This is a genomic window from Streptomyces sp. NPDC030799 (assembly GCF_055572255.1).
The window spans coordinates 287,944-303,709 of record NZ_JBVIDS010000005.1 but is presented as its reverse complement, the minus strand read 5'-3'; the positions used below and the strand labels follow the sequence as shown (position 1 = coordinate 303,709).

Annotated in this window: 15 protein-coding genes; 1 reads left to right on the top strand and 14 read right to left on the bottom strand. The window is 72.1% G+C overall.

All coding sequences use genetic code 11. The features are described 5' to 3' along the window. Nucleotides 1-332: 332 nt before the first annotated feature. The 3 genes from ACZ41I_RS14895 to ACZ41I_RS14885 all read right to left on the bottom strand — a co-directional run bounded on the left by ACZ41I_RS14895 (nucleotide 333) and on the right by ACZ41I_RS14885 (nucleotide 3,823). Nucleotides 333-962, bottom strand: coding sequence for a DUF6518 family protein (locus ACZ41I_RS14895; protein ID WP_468514266.1), 630 nt, complete (start codon nucleotides 960-962; stop codon nucleotides 333-335). Nucleotides 963-1,421: 459 nt separating this feature from the next. Next, nucleotides 1,422-2,678, bottom strand: coding sequence for a cytochrome P450 family protein (locus tag ACZ41I_RS14890; RefSeq protein WP_468514265.1), 1,257 nt, complete (start codon nucleotides 2,676-2,678; stop codon nucleotides 1,422-1,424). Nucleotides 2,679-2,905: 227 nt separating this feature from the next. Next, nucleotides 2,906-3,823 (bottom strand): LysR family transcriptional regulator, encoded by a 918-nt coding sequence (locus tag ACZ41I_RS14885; protein WP_363220368.1) that lies wholly within the window; start codon nucleotides 3,821-3,823, stop codon nucleotides 2,906-2,908. Nucleotides 3,824-3,934: 111 nt separating this feature from the next. Between ACZ41I_RS14885 and ACZ41I_RS14880 the strand changes: the two genes are divergently transcribed. Continuing rightward, nucleotides 3,935-4,501, top strand: a complete 567-nt coding sequence (locus tag ACZ41I_RS14880) for a cupin domain-containing protein (RefSeq protein ID WP_363220369.1) — start codon at nucleotides 3,935-3,937, stop codon at nucleotides 4,499-4,501. A gap of 137 nt (nucleotides 4,502-4,638) precedes the next feature. Here the strand turns inward: ACZ41I_RS14880 and ACZ41I_RS14875 are convergent, their stop codons facing one another. The 11 genes from ACZ41I_RS14875 to ACZ41I_RS14825 all read right to left on the bottom strand — a co-directional run bounded on the left by ACZ41I_RS14875 (nucleotide 4,639) and on the right by ACZ41I_RS14825 (nucleotide 15,727). After that, complete coding sequence (locus ACZ41I_RS14875; protein ID WP_468514264.1) at nucleotides 4,639-5,940, bottom strand: MFS transporter; 1,302 nt, start codon at nucleotides 5,938-5,940, stop codon at nucleotides 4,639-4,641. A 2-nt stretch (nucleotides 5,941-5,942) separates the two neighbouring features. Beyond that, nucleotides 5,943-7,136 (bottom strand): cytochrome P450, encoded by a 1,194-nt coding sequence (locus ACZ41I_RS14870; protein WP_468323330.1) that lies wholly within the window; start codon nucleotides 7,134-7,136, stop codon nucleotides 5,943-5,945. A gap of 3 nt (nucleotides 7,137-7,139) precedes the next feature. After that, entirely contained in the window at nucleotides 7,140-8,276 is a 1,137-nt protein-coding gene (locus ACZ41I_RS14865) for a glycosyltransferase (RefSeq protein ID WP_468514263.1), read from the bottom strand. 66 nt (nucleotides 8,277-8,342) lie between these two features. Next, complete coding sequence (locus ACZ41I_RS14860; RefSeq protein WP_468514262.1) at nucleotides 8,343-9,482, bottom strand: class I SAM-dependent methyltransferase; 1,140 nt, start codon at nucleotides 9,480-9,482, stop codon at nucleotides 8,343-8,345. Next, complete coding sequence (locus ACZ41I_RS14855) at nucleotides 9,463-10,026, bottom strand: GNAT family N-acetyltransferase (protein WP_363219182.1); 564 nt, start codon at nucleotides 10,024-10,026, stop codon at nucleotides 9,463-9,465. The genes ACZ41I_RS14860 and ACZ41I_RS14855 overlap by 20 nt, the downstream gene beginning before the upstream one ends. Nucleotides 10,027-10,038: 12 nt before the next feature. Continuing rightward, on the bottom strand, nucleotides 10,039-11,295 hold the full coding sequence (locus tag ACZ41I_RS14850; protein WP_468514261.1) for a DegT/DnrJ/EryC1/StrS family aminotransferase: 1,257 nt from the start codon (nucleotides 11,293-11,295) through the stop codon (nucleotides 10,039-10,041). 5 nt (nucleotides 11,296-11,300) lie between these two features. Then, a complete protein-coding gene (locus tag ACZ41I_RS14845; protein ID WP_468514260.1) occupies nucleotides 11,301-11,624 on the bottom strand; it encodes a phosphopantetheine-binding protein in 324 nt (107 codons plus the stop codon). Beyond that, nucleotides 11,621-12,613, bottom strand: a complete 993-nt coding sequence (locus ACZ41I_RS14840) for an NAD-dependent epimerase/dehydratase family protein (protein ID WP_468514259.1) — start codon at nucleotides 12,611-12,613, stop codon at nucleotides 11,621-11,623. The genes ACZ41I_RS14845 and ACZ41I_RS14840 overlap by 4 nt, the downstream gene beginning before the upstream one ends. After that, the gene (locus ACZ41I_RS14835) at nucleotides 12,614-13,756 is read right to left on the bottom strand and encodes a DegT/DnrJ/EryC1/StrS family aminotransferase (RefSeq protein ID WP_363219186.1); all 1,143 of its coding nucleotides are present in this window, start codon (nucleotides 13,754-13,756) and stop codon (nucleotides 12,614-12,616) included. Then, on the bottom strand, nucleotides 13,749-14,834 hold the full coding sequence (locus tag ACZ41I_RS14830; RefSeq protein WP_468514258.1) for a UDP-N-acetyl glucosamine 2-epimerase: 1,086 nt from the start codon (nucleotides 14,832-14,834) through the stop codon (nucleotides 13,749-13,751). Before ACZ41I_RS14830 ends, ACZ41I_RS14835 begins: the two co-directional genes overlap by 8 nt. Further along, complete coding sequence (locus ACZ41I_RS14825; RefSeq protein WP_468514257.1) at nucleotides 14,831-15,727, bottom strand: N5-glutamine methyltransferase family protein; 897 nt, start codon at nucleotides 15,725-15,727, stop codon at nucleotides 14,831-14,833. The genes ACZ41I_RS14830 and ACZ41I_RS14825 overlap by 4 nt, the downstream gene beginning before the upstream one ends. Between the last annotated feature and the right edge of the window lie 39 nt (nucleotides 15,728-15,766).

Sequence of the window (15,766 nt, the reverse complement as noted above, 5' to 3'; positions counted from 1 at the left end):
GTCCTCTTCGTGTTGGTGGAGGGGCCCGGCGTGTCCCACCCCCCGGAGGGGGGGGGGGGAAAGAACGGGGTGGGGGAGGAAGGCACCCCTTCTCGCCCCCCCCCCCCCCCCCCACGCCCTGCCTCATACGGGTGTTGCGGTGCCCCACAGGACTTCGTTGGGCCTTCCTGCCGGGTCTGCTCCGGAGCGTGTTGGGTCGTTCGGCGGCGAGGGCAGCCGGTCGGCGTTTGTCGACACGGCCCACGAGGTGATGGGGTAGCGCACCGCTGCGGCCAGGACCCTGGCCGCGTTCCCGCCGGCTTCCATGGCCGAGCTCGCCCGTCACGACCGGATCAGAGCAGCCGGTTGAGGATGCCTTGCTCGGCGAGGTAGTAGCCGAAGCCGCACACGGGAGTGAGGACGGCGCACAGCCAGGAGCGGGGCGCCCCGGTGCGCGCCAGGTAGACGGTCAGGAGAGTGGTGAGCAGTGCGCCGACGGCCAGGAAGACGACCGCGTCTCCCCAGTAGTGCAGCCCCAGACCCAGCCAGAGCCCCTCCCCCATCACCACCATCGCGATGACCGCCCCGGCCACCGCCCGCACGTCCCCCCGCCCACGCCGTACCGTCCACCCGGCCCAGCCCAGCAGCGGTCCTCCGACCAGCCCCGCCACCGACCAAACGGCAGCGGTTTCGAGTCCTCCGGCCCCGAACGTGCCCCCGAGCGCGGATGCGGCGTAGTAGGCGCCGCAGGTGGCGAGCATCATCAACGCCCCGCCCCAGGCCGCGAGCGGTCGGGTACGGATCAGTGCACCGGCCGCAGCCGTCCAGATGATCCAGGTGGACGCCGAGTTGGTGGCCCGCTCCACCAGGGGTGTCGTTCCGTGCAGCGCGTAGGTTACCCAGCCGAGCAGCAGCCCGAAGGCCGCGGTCGCGGTGAGAGCGGCGACGGGGGTGTCGCGACGGAACACGGTTGCGGTAGCCATGAGCCGCACTATACACATGATGTATACGCGTGCTGTATAGTCGGTCGTATGAGGCGACCCGAGACCAAGGGGTCTTCAGCATCTCGGCGTTGTTCAGACTCCCGCACGTGTCTCGCATCGCGGTCCTGCGGAAATCCGCAGGGCCTCGGCGCCGCAGGTGGTGCGGTCACTCGGTCCCGCCCGGCGGGTGCCCCGAGTGGCGTGAGTGACTGGAAAGTCTTGCCGGGTGGTTCGAGGCGTACCCGGGACTTCGACGTTCACCTCGCGGAGACGCGACGCAACGCCGCCACCGCCGGCTCCTGGCGCGCCGGTTCCGGCCTCGATGACATGCGACAGGGAGGCCGGCGGCGCGCATCGGTCTGTTGCGCCCCCGCGGCACCGCATAGGGCAGGCGCGGAAGGCCGGCGTCGAGCTGCTCCAGGCCATCGCCGCGCAGGAGGGATCAGCGGGAAACGCGCCTCAGCGCCGGATCGGGCACACCGGGCGTACCGGGAGCGCTTCGACACTGTTGCCGATGAAGCTGCGCTGGCGGGGCAGTTCGGCCTCGGGGACTGCGAGGTCGAGGTCCGGAAAGCGGGTGAAGAGCCGTTCCAGGGCGATCGTTGCCTCAAGACGGGCAAGCGGAGCGCCCACGCAGTAGTGCACGCCCTGGCCGAAGGACAGGTGCCGGGCCGCGCCGGGCCGGGTGACGTCGAAGCGGTCCGCGTCCGGGCCGTGGAAGGCCTCGTCGCGCCCTGCGGCGGTGTAGCCGGCGAGGACCGGGGTGCCCTGCCGGATCACGGTGCCGCCGAGGGAGAGGTCGCGAGTGGGGTAGCGGAAGGGGAACCAGCTGACCGGGCCGTCCCAGCGCAGCGTCTCGTCCACCACGTCCGACCAGGTGGCCTTGCCCTCCAGGACCAGTGCCAGCTGGTCACGGTGGGTGCACAGTGCCCGTACGGCATTGCTGATCAGGTTGAGGGTGGTCTCGTGGCCGGCCACCAGCATCAGGCGCATGGTGCCGATGAGTTCGGCCTCGCTGAGCCGGTCGCCGTCGTCCTCGCGGGCGGCTATCAGGGCGCTGGTCAGGTCGTCGCCGGGGGCGGCCCGGCGGGCGGCCGCGATCGTGCCAAGCAGCTCGACGAGCTCGCGTACGGCGGCCATCACCTCGGCCGGGGTGGTGTCGGTGGCGATGACCACCGTGTAGGTGAGGTCGTGCAGCCGGCCGCGGTGCTCGGGGTCCACGCCGAGCAGCTCGCAGATGACGCTCATCGGGAGCGGGAGCGCGAAGTGGGTGCGCAGGTCCGCGATGCCGTCCGGGTCCTCGGCGGCGGCCCGGCCGAGGTCGTCGAGGAGGCCGACGGTCAGCTCCTCGATGCGCGGCCGCAGCCGCTCCACCTGGCGGGCTGTGAAGGCGTTGCCGACGAGGGAGCGCAGCCGGCGGTGGTCGGCGCCGTCGGCGGTGTGCATGCCCTGGGCGTTGGCGAAGACCCGCAGCGGCCAGTCCGCAGGGATCGTGCCGTCGTTCAGGGCCGGGCAGTGGCGGGCGTCCTTCGCCACGTCGGGGTGGGAGAGGAACTCCTTGAGCGCGTCGTGCCCCAGGACGACTGCTGCGGGCACCCCACCGGGCAGCACGATGTCCGCAACGGGCCCCCGGGCCCGCAGTTCGGCGTTCAGGGCGTGCGGGCAGCCGCCGACAGGGTCGACGACGTGGGCGGGCGCGGGGGTGTGGGAGGACAAGCCGGGACTCCTGACCGTATGAACGAATACCGGCCAACAGTGCGGTGCCGAGGGCCGGTTCCACAAGTCCGTCCCGCCGACGCCTCGGCCTGGGGCCCGCCCGTCCAGTGGCCTGTCCAACCCCGCGGCGTTCGAGGCGCGGGGTCTGTGGCAGCGGCTCGGTGGCGGGCTGGTGGATCGGCCGGCTCGCTCCAAGGGACAGATCGCTCGCCGCCGCGTCGTGCCCGTCACGCAGAGACGTCGGCGCGGGCGGAGACGGCGTCGGCCGCGGCTCGGGCGAACGCGGCGATCAGCGGTGTCTCGGCGACCGTGCGCCACACCAGCGCCCACCGGCAGGCCGGGGCGTCCCGGACCGGGACGAACGCCAGGCTCGGCCACGGGTAGAAGTCGGCCGCCTCGGCGGATACCCCCGCGACCCCGCGGCCCGAAGCGACCAGGTGGAGGATTTCGTGCCAGGTGGCGGCCCGCGGCCCGCGCCGGACGGGCCGGCCGGAAGGGGTCCGCAGCGGGTTGAAGGCCGCATCCATGGTTTCGGAGATCGACTGCCCGCTGACGAACACGCAGTCCCCGAGGTCCTCCAGGCCCACCGACCGGCGGCCCGCGAAGGGGTGTTCGGCGGAGAGCATCAGCAACACGGGAGCGGTGTGGATCAGCGGGCCTACGGTGAGATCGGTCCCGTCGACGGGCAACCACACCAGGGCGACGTCCACATCACCGGCGCGGACGGCATCCAGGGGAGCCGGCGGCTGGATCTCACGGATCCGCACCTCGGCGCCCGGGTGCCGGGTACGGAACAGCTCGATCGCGTCGGCCATCGCCCAGGGGTGCGGGCCCATACAGCCCAGTGTCAGCATCCCGGAGATCCCTCGCGCGGTGGCCGAGACGGTTTCGATCCCGTCCATGATCTGCCGGTAGCCGGCGTCGAGCTCCCGGTACAGCTGCTGCCCGGCCGGGGTCAGCCGGACCGCGCGGGTGGTGCGGTCGAACAGCAGGGCTCCGATCCGGCGCTCCTGCTTCTTGATCGACTGGGTGACCTTGGCCGGGGAGACGTGCAACCGCTCGGCGGTACGGCCGAAGTGCAGCTCCTGAGCGAGCGTCAAGAAGATCTCGATGTCCCGCATGTCCACTCGCCAGGCCCCCGTCATTCTTCACCTCTGGTGAAGAGAACGTTACCGGTGTCGTCATTGATCGCCGCTTGGCCGCGGCGGGAGGGTGGGAGCCGCCCACCCGACCTCCGACGTCCACGAGGAGTAGCCATGTCGTTCCTGTCGCCCGACTACCCCGAGATCCTCTACGACCGGGACGAGGGCGAGGTCAACGCCAGCTTCCGCCCGGCAGATACACCGCCCGACTACGTCGCGCCGAACGGGGCGACGTTCCACTACCTGTCGACCCGGCTCACCACGAACGGCCTGTACGGGCTCTACCAGAACCGGCTCACGGGCCAGATCGGTGGCACCAGCCCGCACTTCCACAAGACGATGTCCGAGTCGTTCTACGTCCTCTCCGGTGAGATTCACATCTTCGACGGCGAGCGCTGGTTCGACGCCTCCCGCGGCGACTACCTCTACATCCCGCCCGGCGGAGTGCACTCCTTCGGCAACATCTCCGGGGAGCCGGCCGAGTTCCTCATGCTCTTTGCCCCCGGCGCCGCACGGGAGGGCTACTTCGAAGGAATGGCCGACGTCGCGTCCATGACCGAGGAGGAACGAGCCGCGTTCTTCGTCCGCCACGACAGCTTCTTCGCCGACATGACCAAGGGCCCGGCGGCCGACTCGTGGCAGGACCGGGCGGCTCTGCGCAAGTCCTTCAAAACCCGCTGAACACCGTCCTCGGGCCTGCTCCCATGACACCGGCGCGTGGCCGGCAGCAGCGAGAACCCCGCGGGGGAGGACTCGCCGACCGGCCCGTCACCTCGCCGCCGGCCTTCCCCATCTCTCGCCGCCCTTGCTCCTGCCCATCAGTCGGTCCGGCTCGGCGACTCGGCGGAGGCGGTGGGCGTCGGCCGGCGGGCGGATCTGCGGGCGGCGAGGAAGGCCAGCGCGCCGACCACGGCGGTGAGCAGGCCGCTCGCCACCATCACCCGGGCCGAGGCCAGAGCCGTCTCCTGCGGTCCGGTGGCAGAGCCGGCCCTCGTGAACAACGCCGTCGCGGGCCCGGCGAGGCCGATGGCGGCGGGCAGGGCGAGCGCGACGCACCCCCGGGCGAAGGCGACACCGTGGGATCTCAACGGCTCGGGCAGGCTAGTGACGGACAGGGTGTAGCCCACGGACATGATGACCGGGGACAAGGCGCTCACGATGATGCCGGCGACGATCCAGAGCAGCGGTGCGCGTCCCCACCCGAACAGCGCCTGTCCCGCGATCCCGGACACGACCACCGCGCCGGCCAGCCCCAGCACCTCCGGCACCTGTCTCCTCATCAGCGACAGTGCGAGGCCGCCGCCGACACTGGCCACCGCGCCCGCGGTGAGAACCGCGGCGAGCACGCGTGTGCCGTCGTGCGACAAGCCCAGAATGATGGGTGCGCGCAGGTTCTGCCGCACGCCCAGAAAGAAGTTGGCCAGCGTGAGCACGACGACGATCCGGCGGTAGCCGGGGTACCGGAGCAGGGCCCGGTAGCCGATCTGCTTGCCCGTCGTCCCGGATGCGGACGCCTCGGCCGCCGATCCGGCCGGGGCCTGCGCGGTGGTCGCGACGGCAAGCGCGAGGACGGCGAAACTCACCAGGTCGAAGCAGAGGACGACACCCATGCCGACGCTCTCGTACAGAACGGCGGCGAGGCCCGGAGCCGCCGCGAACGCCAGGGCGTTCAGGGACTGGGCGACCCCCTGCAGACGGGTGGCCGTGCCATCGCCGCCGAGGCGCAGCAGCAACCGGATGAACGCCGGGTCCTGCACGCCGATGGTGCTACCGGCCAGCGTGTTGGTGAACACCAGCATCCATGGCTCCAGCACGCCGGTCATGTGCAGCACGAGGAGAGCCAACGACGCCGTCGCGCCGCCCGCGCACGCGGCCAGCATGAGCGTGCGACTGCCGAGCCTGCGCAGCACCGGGCCGGTGAGGAAGCTCGCCGCGGCGCCCGCCGCGTATCCGCAGAACAGAATGAGCGACCACGTGCCGACGCCCTGCGTACGACCCAGCACCCAGACGCTGAAGACGAACGCCGTCGCCTGGTTGCCCAGGAGCGAGGCGCCCTGGCCGAGGAGCAGGCAGCCCAGGCGTGCCCTGCTGATCTCGGCGTCCTCTCGTTGCTGGACCACACTCATCGGCTGACGACCACCGGCAGCGAGAGCGGGCCCCGGAAGGTGATGGAAGGGTTCCAGTCGCGCTGCCCGACGATCTCCACCCGGGTGCCGATCCGGGCGAGCCGGTGGACGACTTCGGCGATCTCCAGTTGTGCGAGGGCGGCGCCCAGGCAGTAGTGCGGCCCGCCGCCGAATCCCAGGTGCGCGGTCGTGTTCCGGGTGAGGTCGAGTCGGTCCGGGTTCTGCTGGAACGCCGGATCCCGGTTGGCCGCGCCGAGCAGGAACAGGATCCGGTCGCCCTCGGCGATCCGGCGCCCTGCGACGTCCAGGTCCTGCCGGGCCAGCCGCAGGGTGTTCTGCACGGCGCCGTCGTAGCGCCAGAACTCGTTGACGGCGTGGGGGTTGGAGCTCAGGAGGGCGTCGGTTTCGCCGAGATCGGCCTGGTTCACGGCGAGCGCGTTGATGACGTTGCCGATCATCTGGGTCGTGGTCTCATGGCCGGCGATGAACATCAGGCTCAGTGAGGAGACGCCCTCCTTCAGGGTGATGTGCCCCGCGCGGTAGGCCTCGCGCACGTCCCGCAGCAGCAGCGCCTCGCTCCGGGCGGCGCCGTCGCTGGAGGTCAGCAGTGCGGTGAGGAGCACGGACAGCTTTTCGGCCGCCTCTTCACCGCGCTCCCACGTCGGCCGGTTCATGCCCGGTTCCAGCGTCGCGAACAAGGCGCGGGACCACTCGCGCAGGGTGCCCTGCGGATGGTCCGTCAGGCCGAGCAGGCGTACGACGACGTCGAAGGGCAGCCCCGGTGCCAGCTCGCGGGCGGCGTCGAACGGGGCTCCTGGGGCGAGGCCGGCGGTCAGTTCGCGCGTCCGGTCCTGCACTGCCTTCCGCAGCGCCAGGACACCGTTCCGGGACAGGCTGGACGCCATGATGTCGCGCAGCCGCCGGTGGTAGGCGCCGTCGCGCAGCAGGATCCACAGCGACTTCAGCCGCAGCAGTGGACTGTCGCTGTCGACGTGGGAGGCCTCGCCGTACCTGGGATCCTTGCCGCACCGCTTCGTCGCCAGCAGTTTGGCGGTGACGCGCTGGTGCGTCACCAGCCAGAGGGACCGCTCATCGTCCCAGACGGCCGCTCCCTCCCCGCGGATCAGGTCGTAGTGCGGATAGGGATCCGCCAGGAAGTCCGGGTCGTGCTCGGGGAGATACCGGGGCACCTGTCACCCTCCCTCGGTACGCAGACCGGGGCACCGGCGCAGGATGGCCTCGGCGGCCGCGGCCGCCCCACCGCCGGCCTCGAACAGCGGTGAGCCGCCGCCCTCTTCGGGCCGGGGGCGCGGTGGCAGCGCCAGCGCACTGCGCAGGGCCCGTGCGACGTCCTCGGCCACCGGCTTGCCCACGAAGAGCCGGTCGCCCGCCTCGGCCGCGGCCCGCTGGAACTGGTCGTCGTAGCCCCGGGGGCTGGGCACCAGCACGGCGGGCACCCCCAGCATGCGCAGCTCGTTGATGGTGTTGTACCCGGCCTGGGTGACGGCGGCGTCCGCGTCCGCGAAGAGGTGGGACAGGTCCGGTTCGTAGGGCAGCGCGGTGACCCGGTGCGGAAAGCCGGGCGGCACGTGCAGCCGGCCGCGGAACAGCGGTCCGGTCACGGCGACCACGTGCAGGGGTTCCTCGATGCCGCAGCAGGCCTCGATCATCGCCGACAGGTAGTCGGCGACGTCGTCGTAGCCTCCGCCGCCCGCCGAGATCACCACGAGCCGACGGCCGCCGGCCTCCCCCGCCGCGCGCCACCAGCGCTGCCGCGGAGGCCGGCGCTCCCGGACGACCGGGCCGGTGAAGGCGACCCGGTCCCCGTGGGCGGCGAGCGCCTCGACGAGGTGGTCGGCGGGCGCGTGCGGCACGACGATGCCCGCGAACCGCGCGAGTTCCCCGGAGATGGAGGCGAGGTAGTCGGCGAGCCGCACACGTTCGCGCAGCACCAGCGTCTGCGGAATCCCGGCGGACAGGCACACGTCGTACAGCGGGCGCCAGATGACGCTGTCGTGCAGTGCCACGACGGGGTTCACCCGGCCGAGCACGTTCGCGATGAAGGGCCGTAACGCCTCGACGGTCACCGCGAGGTCTCCGTCGCCGTCGTGGACTCTGGTGATGTCCCCGGCGAACGTCGAGTTCGGTACCGGCACGGGGATCTGGGTGATGCCTGCCTCCTCCAGGATGTCGTACGGCTGCTCCACGAAGAACAGCGCGGAACTTCCGGGGAGCCGGCGGGTCAGTTCACCGGTGATCGCGGCGAGCCTGCTGACGTGTCCCAGGCCCTCGTGGTTCCAGGCGAAGGCGACGATCCGCAATGAGCTCACTCCCTTCCTGTGGACCTGTGCTGGTGGAGTGGTGGGGGTGGTGGATCACGAGGGCGTGCCCTGCCGTCAGGCCTGCGCTATCACCCAGACCGACAGGGGCAGCGTGGGGTCGTTGTAGCTCGCGACCCGTTCCAGGAACGAGTTGCCGCGCACCGGGACGTACTTCATCAGCCCCCCGAACAGCACGACCGCCAGCGCCTCGCGGTTGCCCCACCCCTCGCACTGGTAGACGCGGCTGAAGTCCTTGACCAGTTCACGCAGTCCCTGCGGGGTGAAACGCCAGTAGTCGTCGACGCAGTCGGGACGGGTGTGGACCGGGTCCATGAAGCATGTGGCCAGGAGCAGCCAGCCGCCCGGACGCAGCACGCGACGGCACTCCTGCACCGCCCGCCGGGGATCGGGCAGGTGCTCGACCACCTGGTCGCAGACCACATGGTCGAACTCCGCGTCGGCGAACGACAGGGCGGTGGCGTCGACCTCGGGGTACCCGGTGCTGACCACCTCGGTCCGCTCCGCCGGGAACATCTGGACGATGGCACCGCCCGAGCCGCTGACCTCGAGCACCCGTCCGGTGCGGTCACCCGTGGTGAAGAACTGCCGGATCCGTTGGTACATGGTGAACCGGGTGATGTGGTGCCCGGCCTCGGCCTCGGGCAGCTCCGGCACCAATTCCCGGCCCACCGCCCACTCCAGGACGCGGGTCGCGCTGTCGCGGTCCACGCCCGTGTCCTCGCCCGCTCGCCGGCCCCAGCCGACGAGCGGGTGCGGCGCGTCCGGCTCGTCGGCGTCCAGCAGCGGCACCACCGTCCGGGTGAGGAGTTCCTCGACCAGGGCACTGAGCCGGTGGTCCTCGGGCAGCAGATGGGCCAATTCCAGCCGGCCGGTGCTCAGCGCGTCCTCCATGAGCGTCTCCCCGGCGGCGATGGACCGGGCCACAGGCGCGTCGAGCCGGATGCACAGGGTGTCGGACGGTACCGGCTCGCCGGGATCGGCCCGGCGTACGGCGACGTCGTCGGAGCGTATGTCGAACGCCAGGCACAGCGGCTGTGCCGGGCCGCGCTCGACGACGAGACGTCCTCGCCGGGTGCTCCCCCGGTTCACCAGCGCACCGGCCAGGTGGGCCATGACCCGCGCGTCCGACGCGGACAGCAGGGTGCCGACGCCGTCGGCGTGCAAGTCGCCCGGGTCAGTGTCCGTGGCGTTCATGGCTGTCTCCTTCCCGTGGCTCGGGCGGTACGTACTCGTCGGCCAACAGGCCCATGAGCAGGTAGTCGGGGTCGGTGCCGGCGCCCCAGCCGGGCGGCACGACCTGCCGTCGGCGTCCCTCTTCGACGAATCCGAGACACTTGTACGTGCGCACCGCGCGCTCGTTGTGGGAGCGCACCTGCAGTTCGACGCGCCGCCCGCCCCACTGGCGGAAGAAGTGGTCCAGCAGCGCTCCCAGTGCCTCGCGGCCGTAACCGGCGCCCTGGTACTGCGCCGAGAAGATCACGTCGTCGACATTCATGACGGTGTCGCCCCAGGAGAGCCAGAAGCGGACGAAGCCGACCGGCGCCTCGTCCTCCAGCCGCTGGGCGAGCAGCGACACGGAACGGGACGCACGCAGTTTCTCCAGCGTGGCGCGGGTGGACACGGGGAAGTGCGGTCCGTAGGCGATCACGGACTCGTCGGCGTTGAACAGCGCGGTGACGAAGGCTGCGTCCGCGTCCTCGGCGGCACGCAGCAGCAGCCGCTCGCTGCGAATGAGCATGTGCGTTTCCCGTCAGCAGGTGGATTGGCGGCGGTCCGCCCGGGCGCCGGCGACCAGGATGTCGCCCACCGACGCACACTGGTCGTCCGTCCAGCGGGGATCGATGTCGATCTGGACGTGCCGGGATAGCAGGTCCAGCGAACGGTCGGCTCCCGGGCCCGCCTGGAGCTGATCAGCGTAGCGGTCCCAGCCGGGCAGGCAGTGCAGGTCCAGCGTGCCGGGCGTATACAGCGGCTGGGCCGCCGCTCCGGCACGGGTCAGCGCGTCCGACAGCCGGTGGGCCGCCTCGCCGCTCGGGGTACGGACGACCAGGTGGGTTCCGATGGCGCCGCTCGGGTCGTGCTGGGCCCGTAGGGGCAGACCGGCGTCCGCGGCCCGCTGCGACAGGGCGGCGTGGTGGTGGCGCAGCCGCGCCACGATCCCCGGCAGCCTGCGCAGTTGGACCCGGGCCACCGCGGCCAGGATCTCCGAGTAGCGAAGGTTCAGGCCCGGCAGGGCGGCCGGCCAGTCCGCCCTGCCGCGGTAGCGCAGGCGACGCCAGTTCTCCGAGCAGTCCTGGTAGGTGAAGACGCGTTCGGCCAGTCGGGGGTCGGCGGTGGTCACCGCGCCGCCCTCGCCGGAGGTGATGACCTTCCTGGACTGCAGACTGTACGTCCCGAGGTCGCCGACGGTGCCCAGCGGCTGTCCCCGGTGGCTGCCGCCGAAGGCCTGGGCGACGTCCTCCACGAGGGGGATGCCGTGCCCGCCGGCCACCTCGGTGAGCGCGTCCATGCGGGCCGGTGCGCCACGCATGTGCACGGCCACGACGGCGGCGGTGCGGGGGGTGCAGGCGCGTGCGACGTCGGCCGGGTCAACGGTGAGGCCGTCGTCCACGCCGACCGCCACCATCCGGGCTCCGAGGGCGGCCACGGCGGCAGGAACGGCCACGAATCCGTAGCAGGGCGCCACGACTTCGGTACCGGGGCCGACTCCGGCGGCGGCCAGTGCGCACAGCAGGGCGGCCGTCCCGGAGGCCACGGCCGTGACGTGTGGCGCACGGAGGAAGGCGCTCAGCTCGGCTTCCCACGCCTCTATCTCGCTGGGCGGCGGTTCCTGGCCGTCGTGCCCGTAGTAGCGGGACGTCCTGCGACCGCGCAGGACCCGCACCACGGCGTCCTCCTCCATGGTGTCGAACAGACCGGCCCCGATCGAGGCGGACGGCGCGGGCAGGGGCGCGGACGATGTGGCCTGCCCGGGGGCGGTCGGACGGCTGTCGGTCACCTCGGTCATGGTGCTCACTCCTTTCGTTCCGGCGGGCGGGACGCAGCGGCGTCTGCACCTGCCGGGGTGTCACGGCGGCACGTGGCCACGATGCGGTCGGCCAAGTCGTCGATCGTGACGGCGGCGCCGACCAGTTCGGAGTCGAGCTCGATGTCGACGCCCAGCCGCTGCTCGACCCGGAGCAGGACCTCCGCCCTGCGCATCGACTCGACGCCGAGGTCCAGGGAAAGGTCGGTGGCGCCGTCGAGCGCGCGGTCGGCCAGGTGCGGCAGGGTCTCCCGCAGGGCCGTTGTGATCGCATCGACCGCGCTCTGCCGGGTCAGGGCCGCGTGTTTCATGACGCCTCCCCCTGGGCGGCCCGGGCCGCGGCCGTACCGGGCCGCAGGAGGTGCCGACGGTCGCGCAGAAAGGCCGCGACCGCGGCGTCGAGGCCGAGGCGTGGTGCGCAGCCGAGTTGCCGGGCCCGTGTGACGTCCAGCGCTCCCCGGGAGGGGACGTAACCCGTCGACCGCCAGGTCGACGGCAGGAGTTCCAGCCGGGCGCCGGTGTGGGCGGCGATGGTCCGGCCGAGATCCTCGTTGGTCCGGGCCTCGCCGTAGGCGAGGTTGAACACGTCGGGCGGATCGGCGTGTTCGGCGGCGGCCGCGAAGCCGTCGGCGGCGTCGGAGACGTAGGTGAAGTCGGAGATGAAGTCCGGCTCGGCGACGGTGACGAGCCCGTCGCGCAGGGCGGTCTCCATCGCGACGCATCCGAACCGGGCGCGGGGGTCGCCGGGGCCGAGCACGGCCGAGGGCCGCACGGCGACGTGCTCGAAGCCGTCGGCCTCGGCGGCCGCCGCCAGGACGCGTTCCGCCTGCGCCTTGGTCCGGCCGTAGACGTCGACCGGGGCCAGTGGTGCCGTCTCGGGTGTGGGATGCACGGTGAAGTGGCCGTAGGCGTAGCTCGACGAGGCGAGCACGACGCGCCGGGCTCCTGCGCGCCCCTCGGCGAGAAACCTCGCGAGCGCGTCGACCTGGACCTCCTGTGCCTCCGCCGGGGCCTGGCGGGACTCGGACGCGAGGAGCGCCGCCAGCCACACCACCACCTCCGGCCGGAACGTGTGTGCCGCGCGGCTCATGGCGGTGGTGTCGCGTACGTCGATCTCCCGGACGTCCACGCCCGCCAGGCGCGTCTCGCGCGCTCGTTCGGCGAGGTCCCGGCACGGACCGGGCGCCATGCTGCGCAGTGCCCGGAAGGAGTCGCTGACCAATACCTCGTGGTGCGGGCGCAGGCGCTGGGCGAGGTGGCTGCCGATCAGTCCCGCGCCGCCGACGATCCAGATGCGCATTCAGGCCTTCTCCTTCACGGCCCGTTTGACTTCTTCTGCGATGTGGTCCACGTCGGACGGGCCGAGCCCGGCGTGCAGGGGCAGGGAGAGAACGGTGCGTGCGGCCTCGTCCGTGACGGGGAGCGACACGGGCGGCAGTCCCGCGAAGCAGGGCTGGCGGTGCAACGGCACGGCGTAGTGGACGGCAGTCGGGATGCCGGCGTGCTCCAGCGCCGTGCGGACGGCGTCCCTGGCCGGGTGAGGGAGCCTGACGGTCGCCTTCGACGGTGACGCGTGGGCCCACTGCTGGGGGACGACCGGGGAGATCAGCGGGTCGTCCGCGAAGACGGCCGCATAGTGTTCGGCGATCCGGCGCCGTGCCGCGTTCTCCCGGTCCAGTCGGCCGAGGCGGTGGCGCAGGAACGCGGCGTCGAGAGCGCCCATCATCGCGTTCCTGCCGAGGTGTTCGTGCCGGAAGCTCGCAGCCGCCCCGTTGTGGCGCAGGGCACGCAGTGTCTGCGCCAGCGCGGCGTCGTCGAGGGCGATCACACCGGCCTCGGCCGGTCCGCTGAGCTGCTTGGTGGGCCCGCAGCTGAAGCAGGCGGCCACGGACCGGGTGCCCGCGGGGCCGCCGTGTGTTCCTGCCCCGACGGCCTGCGCGCAGTCCTCGACCATGACGAGGCCGGACGCCTCGGCCAGACGGGCCAGTTCGTCGGCCGGAGCGGGGAGTCCGTACAGATGCACCGGCAGGATCGCCACGGTGCGGGCAGTGATCGCATCAGCCACCGCGGCCGGGTCCAGCTGGAGGTCGGACGGGCGAACGTCGACGAACCGGGGGGTCAGCCCGGCGCGGGCGACCGCCGCCGCCGTGGCCTGGAAGGTGAAGGCCGGGGTGATGACCTCACCGCCGGCGGGCAGGGCGAGCGCCTCGAAAGTGAGGGCGAGCGCCTCCGACCCGGAGGACACCGCCACCGCGTGGTCGCGGCCCAGCCATGCCGCGAACTCCCGTTCGAAGGCGGCTACTTGAGGGTTGCCGTGGGAGAGCCACTGCCCCGAGTCCAGCACGTCGGCCACACAGCGCAGCCACTCCTCGCGGTGTTCCTTCTCGTGTTCCCAGCCGAAGAAGCTCACCCCCGGGGCCGGGTCACGGGCCGGCTCAGCCATGGAGGATCACCTCTGCCATGGACGCCACCATGCGTTCGCCGACGTGTTCGTCCCACAGGGGCACCCGGGGCGGTGTGCCGTGCGGCCGTGCCGCCAGGATGCGGTCGACCAGGTCGGGCTCGGTCAGCGCGACCAGCGTGTTGGTCCCGACCTCCACGGTGGCGCGCCGGGCGGTGGCGGGGGCGAAGGTGAAGCAGGGGACGTTGTGGACGGTCGTCTCGTCCTGCAGCCCGTCCGAGTCGGTGAGCACCGCGTGGGCATGGCGCACCAGGCAGGCCATGTCGCGGAAACCGAGCGGGGGCACCAAGCGCACCCGTTCCAGGTCCTGCGGGTCGACGTGCCGGTCCAGTGTCCGCTTGGTCCTCGGGTGCAGGGGGAACACGACGTCGATGCGGGCGCTGAGCTTCCTGAGCACGGTGGTCAGCGCCGCCACTCCGGCGGCATCGAGCACCGCCGACTCCTTGTGGGCGGTGACCACGACGTACCGGCCCGGTACGAGGTCGAGTTCGGCGAGCCGCTCCTCGCCGCCGCTGCGCCCGTACAGGAGAGCGGAGCAGGCCATGAGGCTGCCCACGGTGCGTACGGTGGCGCTCGGGATGCGCTCGGCGACGAGGTTGAGCCCGCTCCACCGGCACGGGGCCAGATGCAGCTGGGCGAGGCGGGTGATCTGCCGGCGGTTCAGTTCCTCGATGCTGTCGTCCCCGGAGCGCAGTCCGGCCTCCGCATGCACCACTGGCACCCCGAGCTGGGCGCCTGCCATCGCCGCCGCGACGGTGGAGTTGACGTCGCCGAAGACCACCACGGCGGCGGGCCTGGCGCTCAGCAGCGGCTTCTCCATGCGTTGCAGCACGGTGCCGACCTGAGTGGCGTGGGTGCCTGAGCCGACGTCGAGGTTGTGGTCGACGGGGTCCAGTCCCAGCTCGCGCTGCAGGTTTCCGGACAGGTCGGCGTCGTAGTGCTGTCCGGTGTGCACCAGTGTGTTGACGATGCCGGGGCGGCGGCGCAGCGCCGTGAGGAAGGGACCCGCCTTGACGATGTTGGGGCGGGTGCCGATCACGGTGACCAGTCGGGTGTTCACAAGCCTTCCTCCACGTCGGTGTCGCGGGAGCAGCGGGCAAGCAGCAGGCGGGGCACGCCGGAGAGGTCGGCGAGCAGTTCGGCGCTGCGGAATCCGGCCAGGGCGGCCGCGTGCAGTTCCTCCGCGTGCGCTTCGGGGATCTCCGCGAGACACACCCCGTCGGCCGTCACCTTGCCCGGGGCGGCGGCGTAGAAGCGGCGGAGGGTGTCCATGCCCGTGCTGCCGCCGCCGAAGACGGCTTCCGTGGGTTCCCGCAACGTCTCCGGCGGTGGTGCGCTGACTTCCGCGGCGGGCAGGTAGGGGAGGTTGACGGTCATCAGGTGCACCCGTTGCGGCAGGGGGGCGACGAGATCGCCCCGGAGCCACCGCACCGGCGCGTCGAGGCCCAGGGAGGCGGCGTTCGCCCGCGCCACGTCCAGGGCGTCGTGGCTGCAGTCCAGGCCGTAGGCCCGGACCCGGCCGGTGTGCCCTCGTACGGTGGCGAGCATCGACAGCAGCACCGCGCCGCTGCCGGTCCCTATGTCGGCGATCCGTACGAGGTCCCGGCCGGTCAGCAGTTTGCAGAGTTCCTCGGCGGCGAGCACCGCCAGGGACTCGGTCTTCCTGCGCGGCACCAGGACCCGTTCGTCGACGCTCAGCGTCAGTCCGCGGAATTCCATCGTGCCGAGGACGTAGGCCAGGGGTTCTCCTTCCGCCCGTCGGGCGCACAGCCGGCGGCCGACGGCGACCTGCTCCTCGGGGACGTCGTCCAGCCAGCGGATGGTGCTGCTGTGCGTGCCGAGCGCGGCGGCCACGAGCGCGGTGGCGTCCTCGTCGGGCTGCGGTGTGCCCGCCGCCTCCAGTCGTTCGCGCAGGGCCAGCCACAGGCGCACCGCGGTGGGCGTAGCGGTCATCGCTCCTCCTCGGGTATCGGTATGTGCGCTGTCGAGCCG

Excerpts from the sequence above, each read along its gene's own strand:
- ACZ41I_RS14845 (WP_468514260.1), bottom strand. The coding sequence starts at position 11,624 with ATGAAACACGCGGCCCTGACCCGGCAGAGCGCGGTCGATGCGATCACA.
- ACZ41I_RS14880 (WP_363220369.1), top strand. The coding sequence starts at position 3,935 with ATGTCGTTCCTGTCGCCCGACTACCCCGAGATCCTCTACGACCGGGAC.
- ACZ41I_RS14855 (WP_363219182.1), bottom strand. The coding sequence starts at position 10,026 with ATGCTCATTCGCAGCGAGCGGCTGCTGCTGCGTGCCGCCGAGGACGCG.
- ACZ41I_RS14850 (WP_468514261.1), bottom strand. The coding sequence starts at position 11,295 with ATGACCGAGGTGACCGACAGCCGTCCGACCGCCCCCGGGCAGGCCACA.
- ACZ41I_RS14840 (WP_468514259.1), bottom strand. The coding sequence starts at position 12,613 with ATGCGCATCTGGATCGTCGGCGGCGCGGGACTGATCGGCAGCCACCTC.
- ACZ41I_RS14885 (WP_363220368.1), bottom strand. The coding sequence starts at position 3,823 with ATGACGGGGGCCTGGCGAGTGGACATGCGGGACATCGAGATCTTCTTG.
- ACZ41I_RS14895 (WP_468514266.1), bottom strand. The coding sequence starts at position 962 with ATGGCTACCGCAACCGTGTTCCGTCGCGACACCCCCGTCGCCGCTCTC.
- ACZ41I_RS14835 (WP_363219186.1), bottom strand. The coding sequence starts at position 13,756 with ATGGCTGAGCCGGCCCGTGACCCGGCCCCGGGGGTGAGCTTCTTCGGC.
- ACZ41I_RS14860 (WP_468514262.1), bottom strand. The coding sequence starts at position 9,482 with ATGAACGCCACGGACACTGACCCGGGCGACTTGCACGCCGACGGCGTC.
- ACZ41I_RS14825 (WP_468514257.1), bottom strand. The coding sequence starts at position 15,727 with ATGACCGCTACGCCCACCGCGGTGCGCCTGTGGCTGGCCCTGCGCGAA.